Consider the following 20,132-nt stretch of genomic DNA (forward strand, 5'->3'; position numbering starts at 1 on the left):
ATTAAAAACTGGGAATCGCAAATAAAAAGGGCGAATCGCAATTAAAATCTGGGAATCGCTAATAAAAAAGGTGAATCGCAAATAAAATCTGGGAATCGCAAATAAAAAAGGCGAATCGCAATTAAAAACTGGGAATCGCAAATAAAAAAAGCGAATCGCAAATAAAAAAGACAAATCGTAATTAAAATCTGATAATCGCAAAATTATAATCAGGAAAGAATCATTAAAACCGCACACCCTTGTTTTCTTCACAACTGACAAAATATCATGAAAGCTTGTATTCCACAATATAAGCTTTTTTTCTGTTCAATTATTCATTAAATCAGTATTTTCTCACAAACTACTTAATAATTGATTTTTTTTATTTGACTATAATTCAATTCAAAATAGTTGTAAAAAAACTTATTAAAAAAATATTATTTTTTTGCAGGGTTATTAAATTTGTCTTCGTCTAAAGTTAAGGAAGCGGAAAAGAGGTGATGCAATGGAGTCGGATGAACAATTAGTAAGAAATATAGTAAATGGAAATCATCAATCATTTAAGGATTTAATAGTAAGGTACCAAGCAAAGGTATATGCAGTAGCACTGAAGGTTTCAACGAACCAAAAGGACGCTGAGGATATTTCGCAAGAAGTCTTTCTCCAATTGTATCGTTCTCTCGAAAACTTTAACGGGGAATCAAGTTTGGCAACATGGATTTATCGAATTACAATGAATAAAGCAATTGATTTTAAACGAAAACAAGTTAAACAACAGGAACATGAAACTGGTGAATTACTTTCTACTTTGCCAGAAGAGAAAATTTTAACACCTGAGGAAGCTTTACTAAAAACGATCGATAAAGAACTTATTCATTCATATTTAATTGAATTGCCACAAGCATATAGCGATGTATTGAAATTATATTATTTTGAAGAACTTACTTACGGTGAAATAGCTATGAAATTAAATGTAGCCGTTAAAACTGTTGAGTCACGCTTATATCGAGCCAAACGATTAATTAAAGACAAGCATCAAGGAGGGATCATTTGAAACATTTAACTTCTGATCAACTATTATCGTATCAACAAAATAAGCTTTCAAATAAAGAATCTCTTCTGCTTGAACAGCATTTAAATGAATGTAGCTCATGCAAGGCTGAACTTGAACTTCTTAATGAATTACATGAGGAATGGATGAATCCACCTGAATTTCATTTTTCTAATGAAATCATGAACGAGATTATGAAGCAAACTGAATTAATAGAACGAAAAGAACAAGTTATTGAAAAAAAGTCGAATAATCATAATTCAAAAAAAGTTCGCTTTATCCATTTAGTTTTGGCTGCTGCAGCAACATTTTTATTTTTCCAATTTCAATTAGCTGAACGAATTTCAAATTCAAATCGTCACGTCGTACAAACAATTGACCAGACTTCTTCATTAATTGAAAAAAGCGAAAAAATTAAACTATCAATTCCAATTCCAAAAATATTTAAAGAAAATAAAAAATAATGGAGGAACAAACTTTGAAAAAACGTAAAAGATTAGTTTATTTATTGTCGATTTTACCCGGTCTTGGGCATTTTTATTTAGGTTTAATGAGTCGAGGTTTGCAATTTATGCTGCTATTTTTCGGAACAGTATTTTTAACACATTTAATTTCAAGCTTCGGATTTTTTATACCAGTCATCGTATTTTATAGTTATTTTGATGCTCTTCAATATCATAGTAAATATCGTGAGGACATTGAGTTAATTGACGAGCCAATTTTACATCATCAATTCAAATTTAATAAATTTTTAATTGGTTGGGTATTAATCGGTTTTGGTTGCTTATCATTATTAGAAAACACATCAGATTATATTTCAAGACATTACAATCTATTTATTGACTATAGTCTAGTTCAAAATTTATTAATCAGTCTAGTATTTGTTGTACTTGGAATTAAACTATTAACTGGAAAGTCGAAGAAAGAAATATGAGAAATTGGAAGGTTGGATCTTTAACTGCAGGAATTATATTAATTGCAATTGGTTTACTATGGTTCCTTCAAAATTTCATCTCAATTCCTTACACGAAGATTCTAATAAATGCTTGGCCAGTTGCTTGTATTTTATTAGGAATTGAAATTTTGCTTAATCATTTTGTAAGAAAAGAAGAATCACTTCGTTTTCATGGATTTAGTATTTTTTTACTAATCGTAATGATGGTTGTCTCGATTCTTTTTAGTATCGGTCATCTGTTTATGAAAGAAATTGGTTATACATTTAAATCTAAAAATGTTGAAATAAATGAAACGAAAACTATTTCTCCATCCATTAATGAGATTTTTATTAAAGCTTCTGATGGAGAAATTATTGTTAATGGAACTGACTCAAATTCATTGAAAGTTAATGGGAATATAAGTGTTCCAGATAGTGGAAATTTATCAGATTATTATTCAGTAAAAACACTTGGCAATAAAATGGTCATCGAGATTATGGATGACAATCAGATCTTCCATTTTGATAATGAACAAACAGAGCTAAATATTGATATACCTAAAAATATTTTAGCAAATATAAAAGTGAATAACGGATCTATAAGCTTAACAAATAAAGATAATAAAAATGTCATTAATTCAAATGACGGTCAAATTAATCTTGAAAATGTAACGGGTAACTTAGTTGCAAAAACTAGTAATGGTTCGATTAATGTAACTGATGCAAATTTAAAAAGTGACAGTGAAATTTCAACGAATGATGGAGAAATCAATATAAAGAATATTTCTGGTTATTTAAATGCCTATACAAGTCAAGGTAGAATTTCAATTGATCATGCTAATATGGAAGGAAAAAGTGAAATAACTACGAATGATGGAGAAATTCAATTGAGTGATTTTAAAGGTGAAATTAATGTAAAAACAAATAATGGTGCAATTAATGTTGAGGAAGCATTATTAACTGGAGATAGCAAAATTACTTCTGATGATGGTGAGCTTCAAATCGATTTACTAAAGAACAATAACGTTACGATCAATGCAGAAACAAATGATGGAAGCTTTAGTGGGAATATAGGTTGGAAATTAAAAAATAAAGAAGAAAATCATACAAATAAAGCGATTGTTGGAAGTGGAGAACATCATTTATATTTAAAGACATCGAATGGATCAATTAACGTAAATACGAATTAAAAGATTACTATATTTTAAGTTAAAAGCCCCAAGCATTGCTTGGGGTTTTTTGGTTTTTAGTTATTGCTTATTTAAAGCGTTAATGATTGTTGTATTCCATTCCATCATCCCTATAAGCCATTATAAAATAATACATCTGCATCAGTTGTTTTCATTAACGGCGCTTTTTAAGCAAAAAAAACCTTTAAATACAATTTGTATCAAAGGTTATTTCTTTCTATGGTAAGTGTACAGATTTTATATGAGTTAGCTTTAAATAAACATTTTCTCCACTTGCAACAGAAAGCTCCAATTGGTTGTTATCTACTTTATTTAATAGCCCAATTTTCATTGGATCTGTCCCACCATCGAAAATTACAAGTTTTCCAATTTCTTTTTTTAGTTGGCTTTCGAAAGATCTGTGTAATGGAGTAGTAGATGGATGGACGGCTAGCGTTTCATTATTTAAATTATACGGAATAACTTTATGGTTATATGGTGTGATCCATTTTAAATGTGATAAGGAAATATACATTGTATGAAATACAGGTGAATAAAAAACTAGATAATCACTTAGTACATTCATAACATAGCCATGAAAAGTTATATTACCAGTTACATAGATTTCTGAAAAGATCCCTTTAGCATTTAGTAAAATTTTACGATAAGAAATTGTCTCCATTTCCTGAGTAATGGATGGTTCAATAGGGTTATTTATTTTTTCTTTTATATCGTTTTTTTGATATACCATATGGATATGCATCCATGGAATATAATAATATTTTATGCCATTAAAAAGCACTAAAATATCTTGTCCAAGATCAGTAAGAATTCCTTCGAATATTACATCTCCGGATAATCTTACTGAAACTTGTTCTCCAAGTAATGTAGATACATCACTCACTTTAATCTCCTCCTATAGGTAATTAAAGATCCAAATTAATGAGCGAAAAATAATTGTATCCAATAAAATAATAATATTAATGTAATAATTGTTGTTAATGGGATAACAATTATTGTAACGCTTAAATAATCTTTCCATTTTATTTTAATTTTATTTTCTCTTAAAATGTGCATCCAAATTAAAGATGCTAATGTTCCAATTGGTAATAATAATGATCCAATATCACTACCAATTATATTTGCAAGATAGATTGCTTTTAATGTTACTGGATCTAGCCCCATTTCAGTTAAACTGATTGTACCAATCATAAGAGCAGGGTGATTATTAAATAAATTTGATAATAAACTTACTAATCCACCCATAACCAAGGTTGCATTAAAAAGACCTTGATTAACGATAGGTTCCATTTCTTTAACAAGAAAATCTGTTAAACCAGCATTATGAAGCCCGAAAATAATTACATACATAGAGAATGCAAACAAAAGAATTTGCCATGGTGTCTTTTTTAAGATATCTACAGGATTTGTTCTTAAATGGTACCATCTCCATATAAGTAAAATAAGCGAACCGATTACTGCAACAATTTCAATTGGAATTGAAACAAAGGATGCAACAAAGAGTAAGCATCTCATAACAAAAACGAAAGTTAGAATTTGAAGCATAAATTTTGTTCTCTTTCTTTTTGTTTCAACAGAGATTTTACTTTTTAGTGGGTGAAAATTCTTAATGAAAAAAGATTCTTCAATGTCATTTGTTGAAGCAGGTAAAACTTCTGGAAGTTTACTCTTTAGTACGAAATACATCATGAATGACATAAATAATAAGCCTAACATTGTAGGTACAAACATCATTAAGGGCTGCATATATAGTGGCATGTTAACGATTTTTAATCCTATTAGATTAACAATATTACTTACACCGATTGGAGCACTCGAAGCTGTAGCAATTAAAGCACCAGATAAAAGGTATGGTATTTGTTGATGTGGTTTCAATCGTAGATTTTTTAAAAGAATAATTAGTATAGGGGTGGTTATTAGGATGCTGCCATCATTATTAAAAAGTAATGTCATTAAAAAACATAGTAATTGTATATACCAATATAATCGATAACTTGAACCTTTTGCTAATGTTACTAGACGTGCTGCGGACCAGTGGAAAAATCCAAAGCTTTCTAAAATAACAGCCATAACAATGGTTGCAATAATTGTTATTGAGGCTCCACCAATCTTACTAAGGATGTCAAGTAGGTCATGGCGACTTACTATTCCAGTTGTTAGAATTAATACCGCCCCAATTGTAGCGGGCCATGCTTCATGAATTCCTTTAGGTCTCCAGAATATGACAGCCATTGTCATAATGAAAATAAATGCTGTCATTGCAATTTCAAAATTCATTCTTATTCACCTTTCTCTAATCGGTAGTATTTTTTCGTCACCTACTTGTCCGATTAATATACTAATATTCAATTTTAGTAATCATGTACTTAGTTAGTAGACCATTTTTTGTAGTTTGTATATTTGTCCACATAGTTGAAACGTCCTGAAATGACATCTTCCTATAGGTACAGTTGACTCAGAAAAAGTCAATTTTCAAAAAAAAATTGGCCAGCTACGATGCTGGCCAACGTTATTTTGAAATATTAATTATGGAAATCTCTTTCCATTTATATAATAACTATCTTCTCTATATGTAATAAAGGCAATCTCAAATTCAGGTATGTTTAATGTATTTATATGATTTTCGATCGTTGCTGCAAAACGATCTCTCATTTCAACTCCTCGTTCAAACCACTTCACTTCAATAAATGGAAAGCTTTCTACAATTTCACCATCAAATATTGAAGTTGTATGAATACAATCAATCGTAAAATTATCTGTTCCACACTCACAAACCTCTGCTAGTTCTACAATTAATGGCTTACTTATTTTGCAAATTTCCTCTGCTGATATTCCTTTAATTAATAATTGTGGCATAAATGTCCCACCTTTTTTTCTACAATTATAACTTATATTCTTTATCATATTAAACAAGTAAAGGTGGTTTTTTCTTTTATATGCTTTATAACGTGACTTGTTCTTAAAAATAAAGTGGAAACTGTTAAACCATATAATAACTGTACAGAAAAAGAACAAAATCCATTTTACGATGGAATATTTCGATCAGTTGGCCGAGCATTCACAATTTTAAAAGTAGGGCATATTCAAAAATAGTGAAAATCCCATTTTGATTTCACATGCATTAATTGACAAATTAACATAAAATTTTGAAGTTAAAATTGTAATGGTTTTAAAAAAATGCAATTATTGGTATTGATAATCATTTTCAATTGTGGTAATCTATGATTAATAAAAGAATTATAAGAAACAAGCCATTGTTTTTCTTAGTTCTTCGTTTGTATTCACATTTAAGTAGTAAAAATGTGGAAAGCAACCCTAGAACCCCCCAAAACCCTAAAGAAGAGAAAAACATGCTAGGACAGTAGTTTTTCTCTTCACCAAATTAATAACCCTGTTTTTGACGCAGAAATTTCTGCGTTTTTTTTGTGTGTAAAAATACAGATTTTTTTGAAAAATCCATAAAAATTATTATACTAATTTACTATTATATAGGGACAAAAAATGTGAACTGAAAATTAATCGAAATCTAATATTTGTCTAAAATGTGAACGTTGTGAAAAGATGAGCAAACGTGATAAACCTTGATAAATATAGGTTTTTGAGAAATCAGCTCAAATTTAAATATGTCTAAAATGTGAACACTCTTTTTTTCCTTTCAAAATGGTAATTAATTGTTTGTTTTTTTAATTAAAGTATCTTACTATAACTGTGGACATTGTTTGTCATTTTAGTGACAATTTATAAAAATACTTATCTAAGAAATAATTCAAAAAAACTATTTTGAACTTTTACTTACATTATAGGAAGGAAGAGCGAAATGAAAAAATTTCTAACGAGCATGATGATCATGCTGGTTGCAGTAGTTATGGGTGCATGTGACAAGATTACAGTTCTTGATCCAAAGGGTCCTGTTGCTAAAACGCAAGCAGATACGATTATCTTCTCAATGTTAATGATGCTTGGAGTTTTATTAGTAGTTTACATTCTTTATATTGTTATTTTATATAAATATCGTGCTAGTAAACTTCCAAAAGATTACGAACCACCTCATGAAGAGGGAAGTAAAACACTTGAGATTATTTGGACAGTAATTCCAGTAATAATCGTTGCAGTTTTATCAGTAGTAACTGTTAAGACAACAAACGCAGTTGAAAGCGTTCCTAAAGGTCATGAAAATGATAAACCGCTTGTTATCTATGCAAGTTCTTCAAACTGGAAATGGCATTTCTCTTACCCAGAACAAGGAATTGAAACTGTTAACTATGTAAACATGCCAACTAATAGAAATGTAGAATTCCGACTATATTCATTCGGACCAATTACAAGTTTTTGGGTTCCACAATTAGGCGGACAAAAATATGCGATGAGCGACATGGTAACTAAATTGAATTTCGTTGCTTCTAACGCAGGTTCATTCGTTGGTAAGAATAGTAATTTCAATGGTAAAGGATTTGCTGGTATGGAATTTGAAGTATTAGCAATGAATGATAAGGAATTTGATGGTTGGGTTAAAGATGTTAAAGAAACAGCTCCTACTTTAACAGAAAAAGAGTTTAATAAATTACTAAAAATTGAGCACTTAGGTAGAAAGACTTATACTTCTACTCATTTAGAATTTAGATCAGCTCCAGAAGGTAAAAATGCAGGACATCAACATGGTTCTATGAAAAATTCATCTGATCACCATGATATGGAAAATATGGAGGGGATGAAATAATGGGTTATAAATGGGATCACTTTTTTGTAACAGGTGAACCAATGATCTATGGTGCAATGGTAAGTATTGTTGTTGTATCTCTTGCTATTGTAATTGGTTTAACCAAATTTAAAAAATGGGGTTATTTATGGACAGAATGGTTAACGACTGTTGACCATAAACGTATTGGAGTCATGTATATACTTTGTGCTTTATTAATGTTATTCCGTGGTGGAGTAGATGCACTATTAATGAGAGCACAATTAGCAGGCCCGGATTTAAAAATATTAGATGCACAACATTATAATGAAATTTTTACAACTCACGGCTTAATTATGATTTTGTTTATGGCTATGCCATTCATTATTGGTTTAATGAATATTGTCATTCCATTACAAATTGGGGCACGTGACGTAGCATTCCCATTTTTGAATGCCGTTAGTTTCTGGTTATTCTTTGCAGGTGCAATGCTTTTAAACGTTAGCTTTATTATCGGTGGATCACCTGATGCTGGTTGGACAGCTTACTTCCCACTAGCAAGTAAAGAATTTAGCCCAGGTGTTGGTAATAACTATTATGCAATTTCACTGCAAATTGCTGGTCTAGGTACATTGATGACTGGTATCAACTTTATCGTTACAATCTTAAAAATGCGTGCACCAGGTTTAACATTAATGAAATTGCCAATGTTTACTTGGTCAATCTTAATTACAAACGTAATTATTGTATTCGCATTCCCTGTTTTAACAGTAGCTTTAGCTTTAATGATGTTTGATCGCGAGTTTGGTACTCAATTCTTTACAATGGCCAATGGCGGTAATGATATGCTTTGGGCGAACTTATTCTGGATTTGGGGACATCCTGAAGTTTATATCGTTATTCTTCCAGCTTTCGGTATTTATAGTGAAATTATTTCAACTTTCTCAAGAAAGAATTTATATGGATACAAGAGTATGGTTGTCAGTATGATTGCCATTTCGGCTCTAAGTTTTATCGTTTGGGTACACCATTTCTATACAATGGGTCAAGGTGCAGTTGTAAATGGCTTCTTTAGTATTACAACAATGGCCATCAGTATTCCAACTGGTGTGAAAATCTTTAACTGGTTGTTCACATTAAGAAAAGGTAAAATTGAATTTACTGTTCCAATGCTATATTCATTAGCATTTATACCGATCTTTACAATCGGTGGGGTTACAGGTGTAATGCTTGCTATGGCAAGTGCTGACTATCAATATCATAATACAATGTTCTTAGTAGCTCACTTCCATTACGTATTAATTCCAGGTACAGTATTTGCTGTTATCGCAGGATTCTACTACTGGTTCCCTAAAGTATTTGGTTTCAAATTAAATGAAAAAATTGGTAAGATTACGTTCTGGACTATTATCGTAAGCTTTAACGTAACATTCTTCCCATTATTCTTATTAGGATTACAAGGTATGACTCGTCGTACTTATACTTATAGTGCTGAGTCAGGTTTCGGACCATTAAATATGATTGCTACAATTGGAGCTGTAGGATTAGCAATCGGATTCGTTTTACTTGTTTACAATATTTATCACAGTGTACGTTACGCACCAAGAGAAGTAAATGGTGATCCATGGAATGCAAGAACATTAGAGTGGGCTACTAGCAGTCCAATTGCTCCTTATAATTTCGCAGTTATTCCAAAAGTTGACACTCTAGATCCATTCTGGAAGGCTAAAAAAGAAGGTAAATCATTACTTGAAGGCGAGATTACAGATATTCATATGCCAAGTAATAGCGGTATACCATTCATTTTAGGTGCAGCATTTATGGCATTTGGTTTCTTCTTAATATTTGAATGGTGGGTTCCAATGATTGTATTTGCAGTTCCTATCGCATTATGCTTAATTGCACGTTCATTCCAACGTGATCATGGCTACCATATTCATAAAGAAGAAGTTATTGAAACAGAGAAAAAATTACGAGGTGATCATTATGAACAGCAAGCCTCTATATAGTCTAGGTGAAGAAAGTTCTAATAGAATTCTAGGCTTCTGGATCTTTTTAGGAGCTGAAATCGCCTTATTCGGAACATTATTCGCAGTGTATTTCACTTTAGCTAATAATACTGGTTCAGCACCTACTCAAAAAGAATTATTTGAAATGAAAGGTTTAATGATCGAAACATTTGCCTTACTAACTAGTAGTTTTACGATTGGTCTTGTAGTAAACTCAATTAAATTAAACCATAAAAAAGCTTTTATGAGTTTCCTTGTTTTTACACTAGCTTTAGGAGCAATCTTCCTTGGAGTAGAGATTACAGAATTCTTTACTTATGTTCATGAAGGTGCGACAATCCAAAGCAGTGGAGCATTATCAGCATTATTCGTTTTACTAGGTACTCACGGTGCCCACGTATCATTCGGTATGTTTTGGGGTATTGCAATCTTAATTCAAGTTTCTCGTGAAGGAATTACAGAAACTACAGCAAACAAAACATTTATTTATTCACTATACTGGCACTTCTTAGATGTAGTATGGATCTTTATCTTTAGTTTTGTGTATCTGAAAGGACTGATTGGATGAGTGCATTATTTCCTAAGCATCAAGTGGTTGGCTTCATCCAATCACTTGTTCTAACAATCATAGCATTAAGTGTTTACTATTTAGATTTACCTTTTAATGTTTCATTTGCTATTTTAATTGTAACTGCTTTATTACAAGCTGGTCTTCAGTTAATTGTTTTCATGCATATGAATGAAAATGAAGATAAAGGAGTATTGTATATCAATTTAGGTTACGCGGTATTTATCGCAGTGGCAATTGTTTTTGGTACTCTTTGGACATTAATTTGGGGTATGTAATATGAAAAGCTCTTCGTTTATCGAAGAGCTTTTTTGTTTTGTTAAGGTATAATGTTAAATTTTTTGTTAAAAATTGATATTAAAATAGCGAATAACGAATTGATTAATAAGTAAAAGTTAATTGATTATATGTACAATTTATACATACATTATTTAAAGATTGTAAGTTGCAAAAATGCAGTTTTTTTTGTAATAGATGACAGTATAAAGGAAACAGGAATAAAGTACGAAATTAATTACTAGAATAGTACAAGCAAGTGATTGGAAAAAATTTATTTATAGAATGACCTACTTTTTATTACATCTTTTTTATCATATAGAATGACATCAATTGTTCATATATTTATCTAAAAATTCTTAATAGTGATACTTATTTCTATTAAAATAAGTAGAAGTTTAATATAATGATAGCATAATCATTATCATATCTTGTCTGTTACGTATAAATATTTACGTATACATAAACTCTTAAGGAGGAAAACAAATATGGAAACTAATGACTCTTCTAACATTGCAAAGTGCCCGTTTAATCACGGTAGCACTACTACCCCAAAATCAAGTGGCACCGCAAATAAAGACTGGTGGCCAAACCAATTAAACTTGAACATTCTACATCAGAACGACAGAAAATCAAATCCCATGGATGAAGAATTTAATTATGCAGAAGAATTTTTAAAGTTAGACTACCAAGCACTTAAGCAAGATCTTCACGTTTTAATGACAAATAGTCAAGATTGGTGGCCTGCTGACTATGGACATTATGGTCCATTCTTTATACGTATGGCTTGGCACTCCGCAGGTACATATCGTACAGGCGACGGACGTGGTGGTGCTGGAACTGGTACACAACGTTTTGCTCCCCTTAATAGTTGGCCTGACAACGGAAATCTCGATAAAGCTCGTCGATTGCTTTGGCCGATTAAGCAAAAGTATGGCAACAAGATCTCTTGGGCTGATTTATATATTCTAACAGGTAATGTTGCTATTGAATCAATGGGTGGAAAAACATTTGGTTTTGGAGGAGGACGCGTAGACGTTTGGCATCCAGAAGAGGATATCTACTGGGGGAATGAAACGGAGTGGCTAGGGGATAAGCGTTACACAGGTGATCGTGACCTGGAGAATCCACTCGCTGCTGTTCAGATGGGTCTTATCTACGTTAACCCAGAAGGACCAAACGGTAAACCAGATCCGATTGCAAGTGGTCGCGACATACGCGAAACCTTTGCACGTATGGGAATGAATGATGAAGAAACTGTTGCACTAATCGCAGGTGGACATACTTTTGGTAAAGCACACGGAGCAGGAGATGCTACTCATGTTGGCCCAGAGCCAGAAGCAGCTTCTATTGAATCTCAAGGCCTAGGCTGGTTAAGTACTCATGGATCTGGTAAAGGTCGTGACACGATCACTAGCGGTATTGAAGGTGCATGGACTGCAAATCCAACAAAGTGGGATAATGGTTACTTTGATCTATTATTTGGCTATCAGTGGTGGCTAACAAAAAGTCCTGCAGGTGCTTATCAGTGGCTAGCTGTAAATCCTGAGGAGAAGGATCTTGCACCTGATGCAGAAGATCCAACTGTTCGTGTTCCTACTATGATGACTACTGCTGATATGGCATTGCGTTATGATCCAGAATACGAAGAGATCTCTCGTCGTTTCCATGAGAATCCAGAAGAATTTGCTGATGTATTTGCACGTGCATGGTTTAAACTAACACACAGAGATATGGGCCCACGTTCAAGATATCTAGGTCCAGAAGTTCCAGAAGAAGTTCTAATATGGCAAGATCCTATACCTGCTTATGAATCTAAAATAAATGACGCTGATGTTGAAAAAATCAAATTAATGATCCTAGATTCAGGACTTACAATTAATGAGTTAGTAAAAACTGCTTGGTCATCAGCAAGTACTTTCCGTGGATCAGACATGCGTGGCGGTGCTAATGGTGCTCGCATCCGTCTTGCCCCGCAGAAAGATTGGGAAGTAAATGAGCCTGCAAAACTTGAAAAAGTACTGAATGTATTAGCTAACATCCAAAATCATCTAGATAAGAAAGTGAGCATGGCCGACTTGATTGTGCTTGGTGGTAGTGCCGCTATTGAAAAAGCTGCACATGATGCAGGCTTTGATGTATTGGTTCCTTTTTCTCCAGGACGTGGTGATGCAACACAAGAGCAAACAGACATCGAAAGTTTTGCGGTGCTAGAGCCTATCGCTGATGGTTTCATTAATTACCAAAAGAAAGAGTTTAGTGTAAGTTCAGCAGAGCTACTAATAGATAAGGCACAACTATTAGGCCTTACTGCACCAGAAATGACTGCACTTATTGGCGGTATGCGCGCCCTAGGTGCAAATTATAATGGAACAAAACATGGAATTTTCACTGATCGAGTTGGCACACTTACTAATGACTTTTTTGTAAACTTGATAGACATGGGAGTAGCATGGACACCTGTAGACGGAGACGTATTTGAAGGACGCGATCGTAATTCAGGTGAATTAATACGTACAGCAACTAGTGTTGACCTAGTGTTCGGTTCGAATTCAGTTCTACGTGCGATAGCAGAAGTATATGCTCAAGACGATAACAAAGAGAAGTTTGTACGCGACTTTATAACTGCTTGGGTTAAGGTCATGAATGCAGACCGTTTCGACCTTGCTCGAGGAAGAACACTCTAAGAAAAATGCAAAATATGAAAATATTTTTATGCTAAAGTAATAGAGAAACAAGTCTTATAATTTAAAAGAACAAATAAAAATCCTTCCTGTTATTGCAGGGAGGATTTTTCAATTTATTTGATTAGAGGAAGCAGACGATTTTTTTACTGCGCTGAATGGTAAATTATTTTCATATGCTTCGCAGTAAAAATACTTTTTTTGAAATTATTGTTATAGAGCTTCTAATATTTTAAAATACTATTAATAGATTTCTAGGCGAGGCATATTAAAATGAATATTTACGTTCTACTATTATGCACATTGATTTTACTATTATTGAGTGGAAATGCATTTTACATTACTTTTAAGAAATACGAAGATTATGACGATTTTACTGGTGGCATAACTACATTAGAGTTTTATGAATTATTATTCGCTTTACTAGAATTTATATCTAAAAAAATATTTCCGAAAAGATATCATATAATTATTTTTAAAATTAGTTCATTCATATTTGGACTGTTTTTGCTAGGTTTTACGATAGTACTATGGATACTTGTTAAGCCAATTAGCATTAGTTGAAGTTCACGAACTGCTTGCGTTTTTTTTATTTAAGTTGAACAAGGAAAATAATAACAGTTAGTGCAAATATTGAATAATGTATTCGAATATATTTAGTAGGAAAATGACTGAAGGGTGAGTACATGAAGAAATTATTTATACTATTTTTGTGCTTTACATTAGTGAGTTGTTCCACAAAAACAGTAACACCTTCTTCACATAAGTTTATTGATCATGTACCTTTTCCAAAATCAACAACTTTACTCTATAAAGAAAAAATAGATGAAGGCACTATTTACTTATACAAAGATAAAAGCGGTTTCCGTCATGCATTTTCGTCAAATGATTTTAATATTTGGTTTAACAGTGGGAATGCGGAAGTTCGTCCTGAAGAAGGATTTGATTGGACTATGAATAATGATCCAAAGGTACCGATTGTTACATTTGCAGGAGTGATTACGCGAGATGACATAGTAAGAGTCATTGTTAAACAAAAAACAATGGAAACAGAGGCAAAAATAATTAATACTACACAAGGAATAAGAGTTTGGTTTGTAACTTTTAATATATTAGAAGACTCAAAAGAGGGTGAACCAGATCCACTTAAAATAGAAGCATATACAAGAGAAGGGAAATTAGTTTGGAAAGATGGCGTATATTAAGTAAAACAGTGTGTTTGTTGTATAACAAGATCGCCTTTTTTTAAAATTGCAGAAAAATTTAAAATGAAGAGAATGTAGGATTTGTTATATTGATATTTACAGATTTTTTAAAAAGAAAAAAACATACGATTATTTAATATTAAAAAGGCTGTCTATTTGACAGTCTCTTTAAAGTTCATTAGTTTTAAATGAAAAATTGCTTTTTTAGATTCTTACTTAAACTGTTTTTTTACGATCATTTGGTAGCATAAATGCTACAAAACCTAGAAGTGGCAAGAAGCTACATAAGTTCATTACAAACTTAAGGCTAGTTGTATCAGCAATAACGCCTAATAATACGGCTCCTAAAGCACCCATTCCGAATGCTAAACCAACTATTAAACCGCTAACCATTCCAACTTTACCAGGAACGAGTTCTTGAGCATAAACAACGATTACACTAAATGAACTTGAACTAATGATACCGATTAAAAATAGTATTGGGATAACCGCTAATAAAGAAACATGAGGAAGTAATAAAGCTAATGGGAATGTACCGATTAATGAAAATAAAATCATATTCCGTTTTCCGAAGCGATCAGCTAGAGTGCCACCTATGAATGTACCAATTACTCCTGCAATCATAAAGATAAATAAATACAATTGTGTACTTTTTATCGATAAACCATAGCTTTTAATTAAGTAGAACTGATAATAATTACCTATGCCTGCTGAATACCAGGAACGAGCAAATGTAATAAATATTAGCAAAATAATAGCTAGTTTAACTGCAGAAGTAATTTTAAGATTTTCGTTTGATGATTGACTTTTATTTTTCAATTTAAAAGGGGTTTCATTCAGCTTATTTCGATACCATGTAGAAACGTAAATTAATACGCAAATTCCAATGGCAGCTAGTATAGTAAACCATACAGCACCCTTTTGTCCTAGTGGAACGAAAATTAATGCTGTAAAGACTGGAGCCAAAGAGTTCCCAGTATTTCCTCCTACTTGATAGATAGCCTGTGAGAGACCTCTTTTTGAACCAGATGCTAAAAAAGCAACTTTTGATCCCTCTGGATGGAAGATGGCTGAGCCTATACCAATTAATAGGACTGATAATAATACAATGAATAAATTAGGAGCAAATGCTAAACAAAGCATTCCTAATAAGCTTGAAGCCATTCCAATTGGAAGGAGAAATGGTGAAGGCTTTCGATCGGAAAAAATACCAAATACGGGCTGCATCACAGAGGATGTCATATTAAGCGCAAAGGCTATGAATCCAATTTCTGTATAAGTCAAATTCATTGTCTTTTCTAAAATTGGAAATATGGCTGGTACAACTGCTTGCATCGAGTCGTTTAATAAATGTCCTAAACTAATTGCAAATAAAATTTGATACATTGTTGATTGACTAATAACCTTTGTATTAACTGCTGGTTGCATAATATCCTCCTTTCTTTTGACTTATCTATCATAAACTAATATTCAAAAAATTTACACAATTTTGCTTTATAGTCTTTCCATTAAACTTTAGACTCTATTATAATAAAGGAAATACAGTATGCAAAATGATAATTAGAGCGTATTAAGGGGAGTTGTAAAATTGGACAACTATTCTGCTGAGTTAGAGAGGTTTTTTAAAGAACATCAAAACAATGAAAATCGACCCGCAATGGAAGCATATATGAAAAACAAATTTACTTTTTTAGGTATTAAAGCACCAGAACGAAATATCCTATTGAAGCAATATCGAACGCATTATGGTGAACCACCAAATATAAAGTCAATTATAAATATTTGGGACTTGGAAGAAAGAGAGTTTCAATATATTGCATTAACATTATTAGACCGCCAATATAAAAAAGCTGAAATAAAACGGATAAAATTATATGAACAACTAGTAGTGGAAAAATCTTGGTGGGATACGGTTGATACAATTGCAGGACGACTGATTAGTTATCATTTTTTTAAATATCCTGAATTGATCGATGAGTACGCTAATAAGTGGATTACGTCAGATAATATGTGGTTAAACAGAGTAGCGTTATTATTTCAAATGAAGTTTAAAGAGAAGACAGATCAGGAGCGTCTTTTCAAATACTGCAGTCTATTATCTGAAAGCAAAGAATTTTTTATTCAAAAAGCAATAGGTTGGGCATTGAGAGAATACTCATATGTCGATCCTAAAGCGGTTGAATCATTTATAATAAAGACTAATCTATCATCTTTAAGCAAAAGGGAGGGATTAAAAAATATTGTGAAATCAAGGTAAAAAGAATATGTCGATTTTCCGGGAAATATCCGATGATTTTTTGAATCTATTCCAACATTATGTCTAGTTGAGACATTAATTTGAAAAGGTTATAATAGGGGCATTATTGTTTTTTTAAGTAAAGATTTTAATCTGGAAATATAACATTAGTGTGTGTTGATACAATCAAATGAAAAATATAAAGGAGATTTAGTATTTTATATGAAATCTACTTTTCATAATATTATAAAATTATGTCTTTGTATTAGCTTATTTTGTGGGGTTTTTATTCAGAAAACTGTACACGCAGATGAACTGAATTTATTTAGTGATAAGGCTATTTCAATATTAGCTGATAATGGAGAAGTTATATATAGTAAGAACGCCAATAAAGTTGATTTCCCTGCCAGTACTACTAAAATAATGACTGCAATGGTTATGATGGATCATCTAAAAGAAAATGATAAAATTCAAATGACAAAAAGAAGTATTCAAGAAGAAAAAAGCAATTCGCAAATACTTTTTTCTGAAGGTGAAGTTTTAGATCGGAATACAGCATTAAAAACGATGATGATTTTAAGTGCAAATGATTTAGCGTATGCAATTGGTGAAAGAGTTGGCGGGAACATGGATAATTTTGTAAAAATGATGAATGAAAAAGCTAAAAAGATTGGCGCAAATCATACAAATTTTATGAATCCAAATGGACTTCATCATGCAAATCATTATACGACTGCACAGGATTTAGCATTAATCACAAAGGCAGCTTTAAAATACCCGTTAATCATTAAAGCGATGGGTACAAAAGATGCTCATATTAATACATCTAAGCAAAAGAATGTGTATATTTTTAATCGCGGAAAAATGTTTAAAAATCCTTATTTTTATGCAGGTAAAACAGGTTATACAGATTCAGCTAGAAATACTTTGATTGAAATTGACAAAAAAGACGGCCAAATGATTATAAATATTCTATTACGCTCTTCAAAACCGCAATATTTGCAGGATATTAATTTAATGGATTCATATGCATTTTCAAAGATCCATAAAAAAACGTTAATAAAACAATCAGATTGGCAGAAAAAAGTAACAATAAGAGACGATTTAATTCAAACAAAAATAGCGAAAGATTTGGCTTTTTTAACGTCACTAGGTACAAATACAAACTATGAAATAAAATTAAATCCCTCATCAACAATAGGTGAGAAATATAAGGAAAATGGAATTGCTAAAAATCAAATACTTGGTGATGTTGAAGTTTGGGCTAATAACGAAAAAGTTTTAAGTACTGATTTATTAGCTGCTAAATCCTATGATCGACCTACAATCCTTTCATTAAGTACATTTTTAATTGCTGGATCGATAATTTTACTACTTGTTGTAATTTTTTATATTTCAAGACCAAAAAGGAAAAGAGAATATATGTAAAAATCTAAAAAGGTTAGACGTATAAGAGCGTTTAGCCTTTTAAAATTCAATATTATCTATACATAAAAAGGCGAACTGTGATTTACAAATTCGCCTTTTTGTTTATTCTTAGACTAAGAATAACTTTAATATTTGATAGAAAATAGCTGATACAGCTGCTGAAATTGGGATTGTAATAACCCAAGTTATAAGCATACGTTGAGCAGTACCCCAGTTTACATCTTTAACTCGTTGTGCTGAGCCAACACCCATAATTGAAGAAGAGATTACGTGAGTAGTACTAACTGGTAAATGTAAAGCTGTAAATGTGAAAATAATTGCTGCTGAAGATAAGTCAGCTGCTGCACCATTGATCGGACGAATTTTCATGATTTTTCCGCCAACAGTTTTAATGATTTTCCATCCACCAACAGATGTACCGAGTGCCATTGCTGTTGCACAACCAATACGTACCCATAATGGTACATCTGCACCTGGTGTTTCAATTTTAGCAGCAATTAAAGCAATCATAATAATCCCCATTGCTTTTTGTGCATCGTTTGTTCCGTGAGTAAATGACTGTAAAGCGGCTGTGAATATCTGAAACAATCTAAATCCTTTATTTGTTTTAGAAAGATTAGAACGTTTGAAAATAGTTGCTAAAATTGTCATAACGATAAAACCGAGCGTAATCGCGATAACTGGAGAAATTAATAAAGCTTCGATAATCTTAATTAAACCTTCAGCTTCTAAAACTCCAAATCCTTTAGCTGATATAGCAGCACCAGCTATAGCACCGATGATCGCATGAGAAGAACTACTTGGAATACCGAAATACCAAGTTAATAAATTCCAGAATATACCGCCTAATAAAGCAGCAATTACGACAACTAGTCCATTTGTACCTTCAATCGTAATTGGATCAACAATTCCAGTTGTAATCGTTTTTGCTACTCCTGTAAATGTAATCGCACCGATAAAGTTCATTAGCGCTGCTAATAAAATAGCTGTACGCGGTCTCAATGCTTTTGTTGAAACTGAAGTTGCAATTGCATTTGCAGTATCATGAAATCCATTAATAAAATCAAACAATAATGCAAAAATCACGATTAAAATCGTAAGTAAATATAAATGCTCCATTTTATGACTCCTTACGCATTTCGCATGATAATTTGCTCAAGAGTGTTTGCTACATCTTGTGCACTATCAGCTACAGATTCTAAACCTTCGTAGATTTCTTTATACTGTATAATTTTGATAGGATCTTTTTCATTCATAAATAATTGTTTAATTGAAGTACGTAACAATTCATCACATTGAGATTCGTAATCTTTAATTTTTATCGCATGGACACGAATTTCAAGTAATTTTTTATTTGAAAGTAATTTAACAGCTTGTAAAATTTCTTCAACTGCTTTTTGTAAAATATCAACGAATTTAACCATATATTCATCAGCAGATGTAATTGAATACATTTCAAAACGTGCCGAACAATGTTCAAATCCATCGAGTACATCATCCATTTTCATAGCAAGTTGTAAAATATCTTCACGCTCAATTGGAGTAATGAAAGTTTTATTTAATTCAACGATTAGAGAGTGAATGAACTTATCACCTTTAGTTTCATAATCCTTCATTTCTTCTTGAAACTTCTTTAAGTCGCTAGCATTTTTTATTTTAAAATCAACGTAATACTTTGATGACTCGTCTAAGTTCTGGGCTATACTTAAAAGCTTTTCAAAGAATACATCCTTTTTTTGTCCAAAAAACATTATGATTCCTCCAACTAAAACATATAATTTATTATCACCTTCACATTATTCAGTAAATTTTATTATGTCAGAAACTATGTAAAAATGTCGAAAAAAGTAAAGGCCACGTTAATAATAATAATTGGTTTTTGAAATTAATCAATTAA

The 20,132-nt window shown here is 31.9% G+C and carries 18 protein-coding genes; 12 read left to right on the top strand and 6 right to left on the bottom strand.

Going from position 1 to position 20,132, the window contains the following annotated elements; all coding sequences use genetic code 11:
* Positions 1-484 precede the first annotated feature (484 nt).
* From COC46_RS04600 to COC46_RS04615, 4 genes are read left to right on the top strand one after another with little or no spacing between them, the layout of a single operon-like run.
* A complete protein-coding gene (locus COC46_RS04600; protein WP_098808577.1) occupies positions 485-1,033 on the top strand; it encodes an RNA polymerase sigma factor in 549 nt (182 codons plus the stop codon).
* The gene (locus COC46_RS04605) at positions 1,030-1,494 is read left to right on the top strand and encodes a hypothetical protein (protein WP_098808578.1); all 465 of its coding nucleotides are present in this window, start codon (positions 1,030-1,032) and stop codon (positions 1,492-1,494) included. The genes COC46_RS04600 and COC46_RS04605 overlap by 4 nt, the downstream gene beginning before the upstream one ends.
* 14 nt (positions 1,495-1,508) lie before the next feature.
* Positions 1,509-1,964, top strand: coding sequence for a hypothetical protein (locus tag COC46_RS04610; protein WP_098808579.1), 456 nt, complete (start codon positions 1,509-1,511; stop codon positions 1,962-1,964).
* Positions 1,961-3,154: a DUF4097 family beta strand repeat-containing protein gene (locus COC46_RS04615; protein WP_098808580.1), complete on the top strand. Its 1,194-nt coding sequence runs from the start codon at positions 1,961-1,963 to the stop codon at positions 3,152-3,154. Before COC46_RS04610 ends, COC46_RS04615 begins: the two co-directional genes overlap by 4 nt.
* 217 nt (positions 3,155-3,371) lie before the next feature.
* Here the strand turns inward: COC46_RS04615 and COC46_RS04620 are convergent, their stop codons facing one another.
* The 3 genes from COC46_RS04620 to COC46_RS04630 form a co-directional block, all read right to left on the bottom strand.
* Positions 3,372-4,037 carry a DUF2642 domain-containing protein gene (locus COC46_RS04620; protein WP_098808581.1) on the bottom strand — a complete coding sequence of 222 codons (666 nt, stop codon included), beginning with the start codon at positions 4,035-4,037 and terminating at the stop codon, positions 3,372-3,374.
* Between the two features lie 35 nt (positions 4,038-4,072).
* Positions 4,073-5,431, bottom strand: a complete 1,359-nt coding sequence (locus COC46_RS04625; protein ID WP_098808582.1) for an arsenic transporter — start codon at positions 5,429-5,431, stop codon at positions 4,073-4,075.
* Positions 5,432-5,680: 249 nt separating this feature from the next.
* Positions 5,681-6,010 carry a DUF1904 family protein gene (locus COC46_RS04630; protein ID WP_098808583.1) on the bottom strand — a complete coding sequence of 110 codons (330 nt, stop codon included), beginning with the start codon at positions 6,008-6,010 and terminating at the stop codon, positions 5,681-5,683.
* A 961-nt stretch (positions 6,011-6,971) separates the two neighbouring features.
* Between COC46_RS04630 and qoxA the strand changes: the two genes are divergently transcribed.
* The 6 genes from qoxA to COC46_RS04665 all read left to right on the top strand — a co-directional run bounded on the left by qoxA (position 6,972) and on the right by COC46_RS04665 (position 14,571).
* Positions 6,972-7,871, top strand: coding sequence for a cytochrome aa3 quinol oxidase subunit II (gene qoxA / locus COC46_RS04635; protein ID WP_098808584.1), 900 nt, complete (start codon positions 6,972-6,974; stop codon positions 7,869-7,871).
* A complete protein-coding gene (gene qoxB / locus COC46_RS04640) occupies positions 7,871-9,838 on the top strand; it encodes a cytochrome aa3 quinol oxidase subunit I (RefSeq protein ID WP_098808585.1) in 1,968 nt (655 codons plus the stop codon). Before qoxA ends, qoxB begins: the two co-directional genes overlap by 1 nt.
* A complete protein-coding gene (locus COC46_RS04645) occupies positions 9,807-10,406 on the top strand; it encodes a cytochrome c oxidase subunit 3 (protein WP_369700017.1) in 600 nt (199 codons plus the stop codon). The genes qoxB and COC46_RS04645 overlap by 32 nt, the downstream gene beginning before the upstream one ends.
* Positions 10,403-10,684 (top strand): cytochrome aa3 quinol oxidase subunit IV, encoded by a 282-nt coding sequence (gene qoxD / locus COC46_RS04650; protein WP_098808587.1) that lies wholly within the window; start codon positions 10,403-10,405, stop codon positions 10,682-10,684. Before COC46_RS04645 ends, qoxD begins: the two co-directional genes overlap by 4 nt.
* A 486-nt stretch (positions 10,685-11,170) precedes the next feature.
* The gene (katG, locus tag COC46_RS04655; RefSeq protein WP_098808588.1) at positions 11,171-13,369 is read left to right on the top strand and encodes a catalase/peroxidase HPI; all 2,199 of its coding nucleotides are present in this window, start codon (positions 11,171-11,173) and stop codon (positions 13,367-13,369) included.
* Between the two features lie 683 nt (positions 13,370-14,052).
* Positions 14,053-14,571 (top strand): hypothetical protein, encoded by a 519-nt coding sequence (locus COC46_RS04665; protein ID WP_098808590.1) that lies wholly within the window; start codon positions 14,053-14,055, stop codon positions 14,569-14,571.
* A 216-nt stretch (positions 14,572-14,787) separates the two neighbouring features.
* On the opposite strand, the gene COC46_RS04670 is transcribed toward COC46_RS04665, so the two are convergent.
* Entirely contained in the window at positions 14,788-15,999 is a 1,212-nt protein-coding gene (locus tag COC46_RS04670) for an MFS transporter (protein ID WP_098808591.1), read from the bottom strand.
* A gap of 160 nt (positions 16,000-16,159) precedes the next feature.
* Here COC46_RS04670 and COC46_RS04675 point away from each other — a divergent pair, with 160 nt between their 5' ends.
* Together COC46_RS04675 and COC46_RS04680 are read left to right on the top strand one after the other, a co-directional pair.
* Complete coding sequence (locus COC46_RS04675) at positions 16,160-16,828, top strand: DNA alkylation repair protein (RefSeq protein WP_255294810.1); 669 nt, start codon at positions 16,160-16,162, stop codon at positions 16,826-16,828.
* Between the two features lie 201 nt (positions 16,829-17,029).
* Positions 17,030-18,235 carry a D-alanyl-D-alanine carboxypeptidase family protein gene (locus COC46_RS04680; protein WP_098808592.1) on the top strand — a complete coding sequence of 402 codons (1,206 nt, stop codon included), beginning with the start codon at positions 17,030-17,032 and terminating at the stop codon, positions 18,233-18,235.
* A gap of 108 nt (positions 18,236-18,343) precedes the next feature.
* Here COC46_RS04680 and COC46_RS04685 read toward each other — a convergent pair whose 3' ends face one another.
* Both COC46_RS04685 and COC46_RS04690 read right to left on the bottom strand, forming a co-directional pair.
* Complete coding sequence (locus tag COC46_RS04685; RefSeq protein ID WP_098808593.1) at positions 18,344-19,354, bottom strand: inorganic phosphate transporter; 1,011 nt, start codon at positions 19,352-19,354, stop codon at positions 18,344-18,346.
* Between the two features lie 11 nt (positions 19,355-19,365).
* Positions 19,366-19,986, bottom strand: coding sequence for a DUF47 domain-containing protein (locus tag COC46_RS04690; protein WP_098808594.1), 621 nt, complete (start codon positions 19,984-19,986; stop codon positions 19,366-19,368).
* Positions 19,987-20,132 lie beyond the last annotated feature (146 nt).

The organism is Bacillus sp. AFS041924, assembly GCF_002577195.1.
Taxonomy (GTDB): Bacteria; Bacillota; Bacilli; order Bacillales; family Bacillaceae_G; genus Gottfriedia.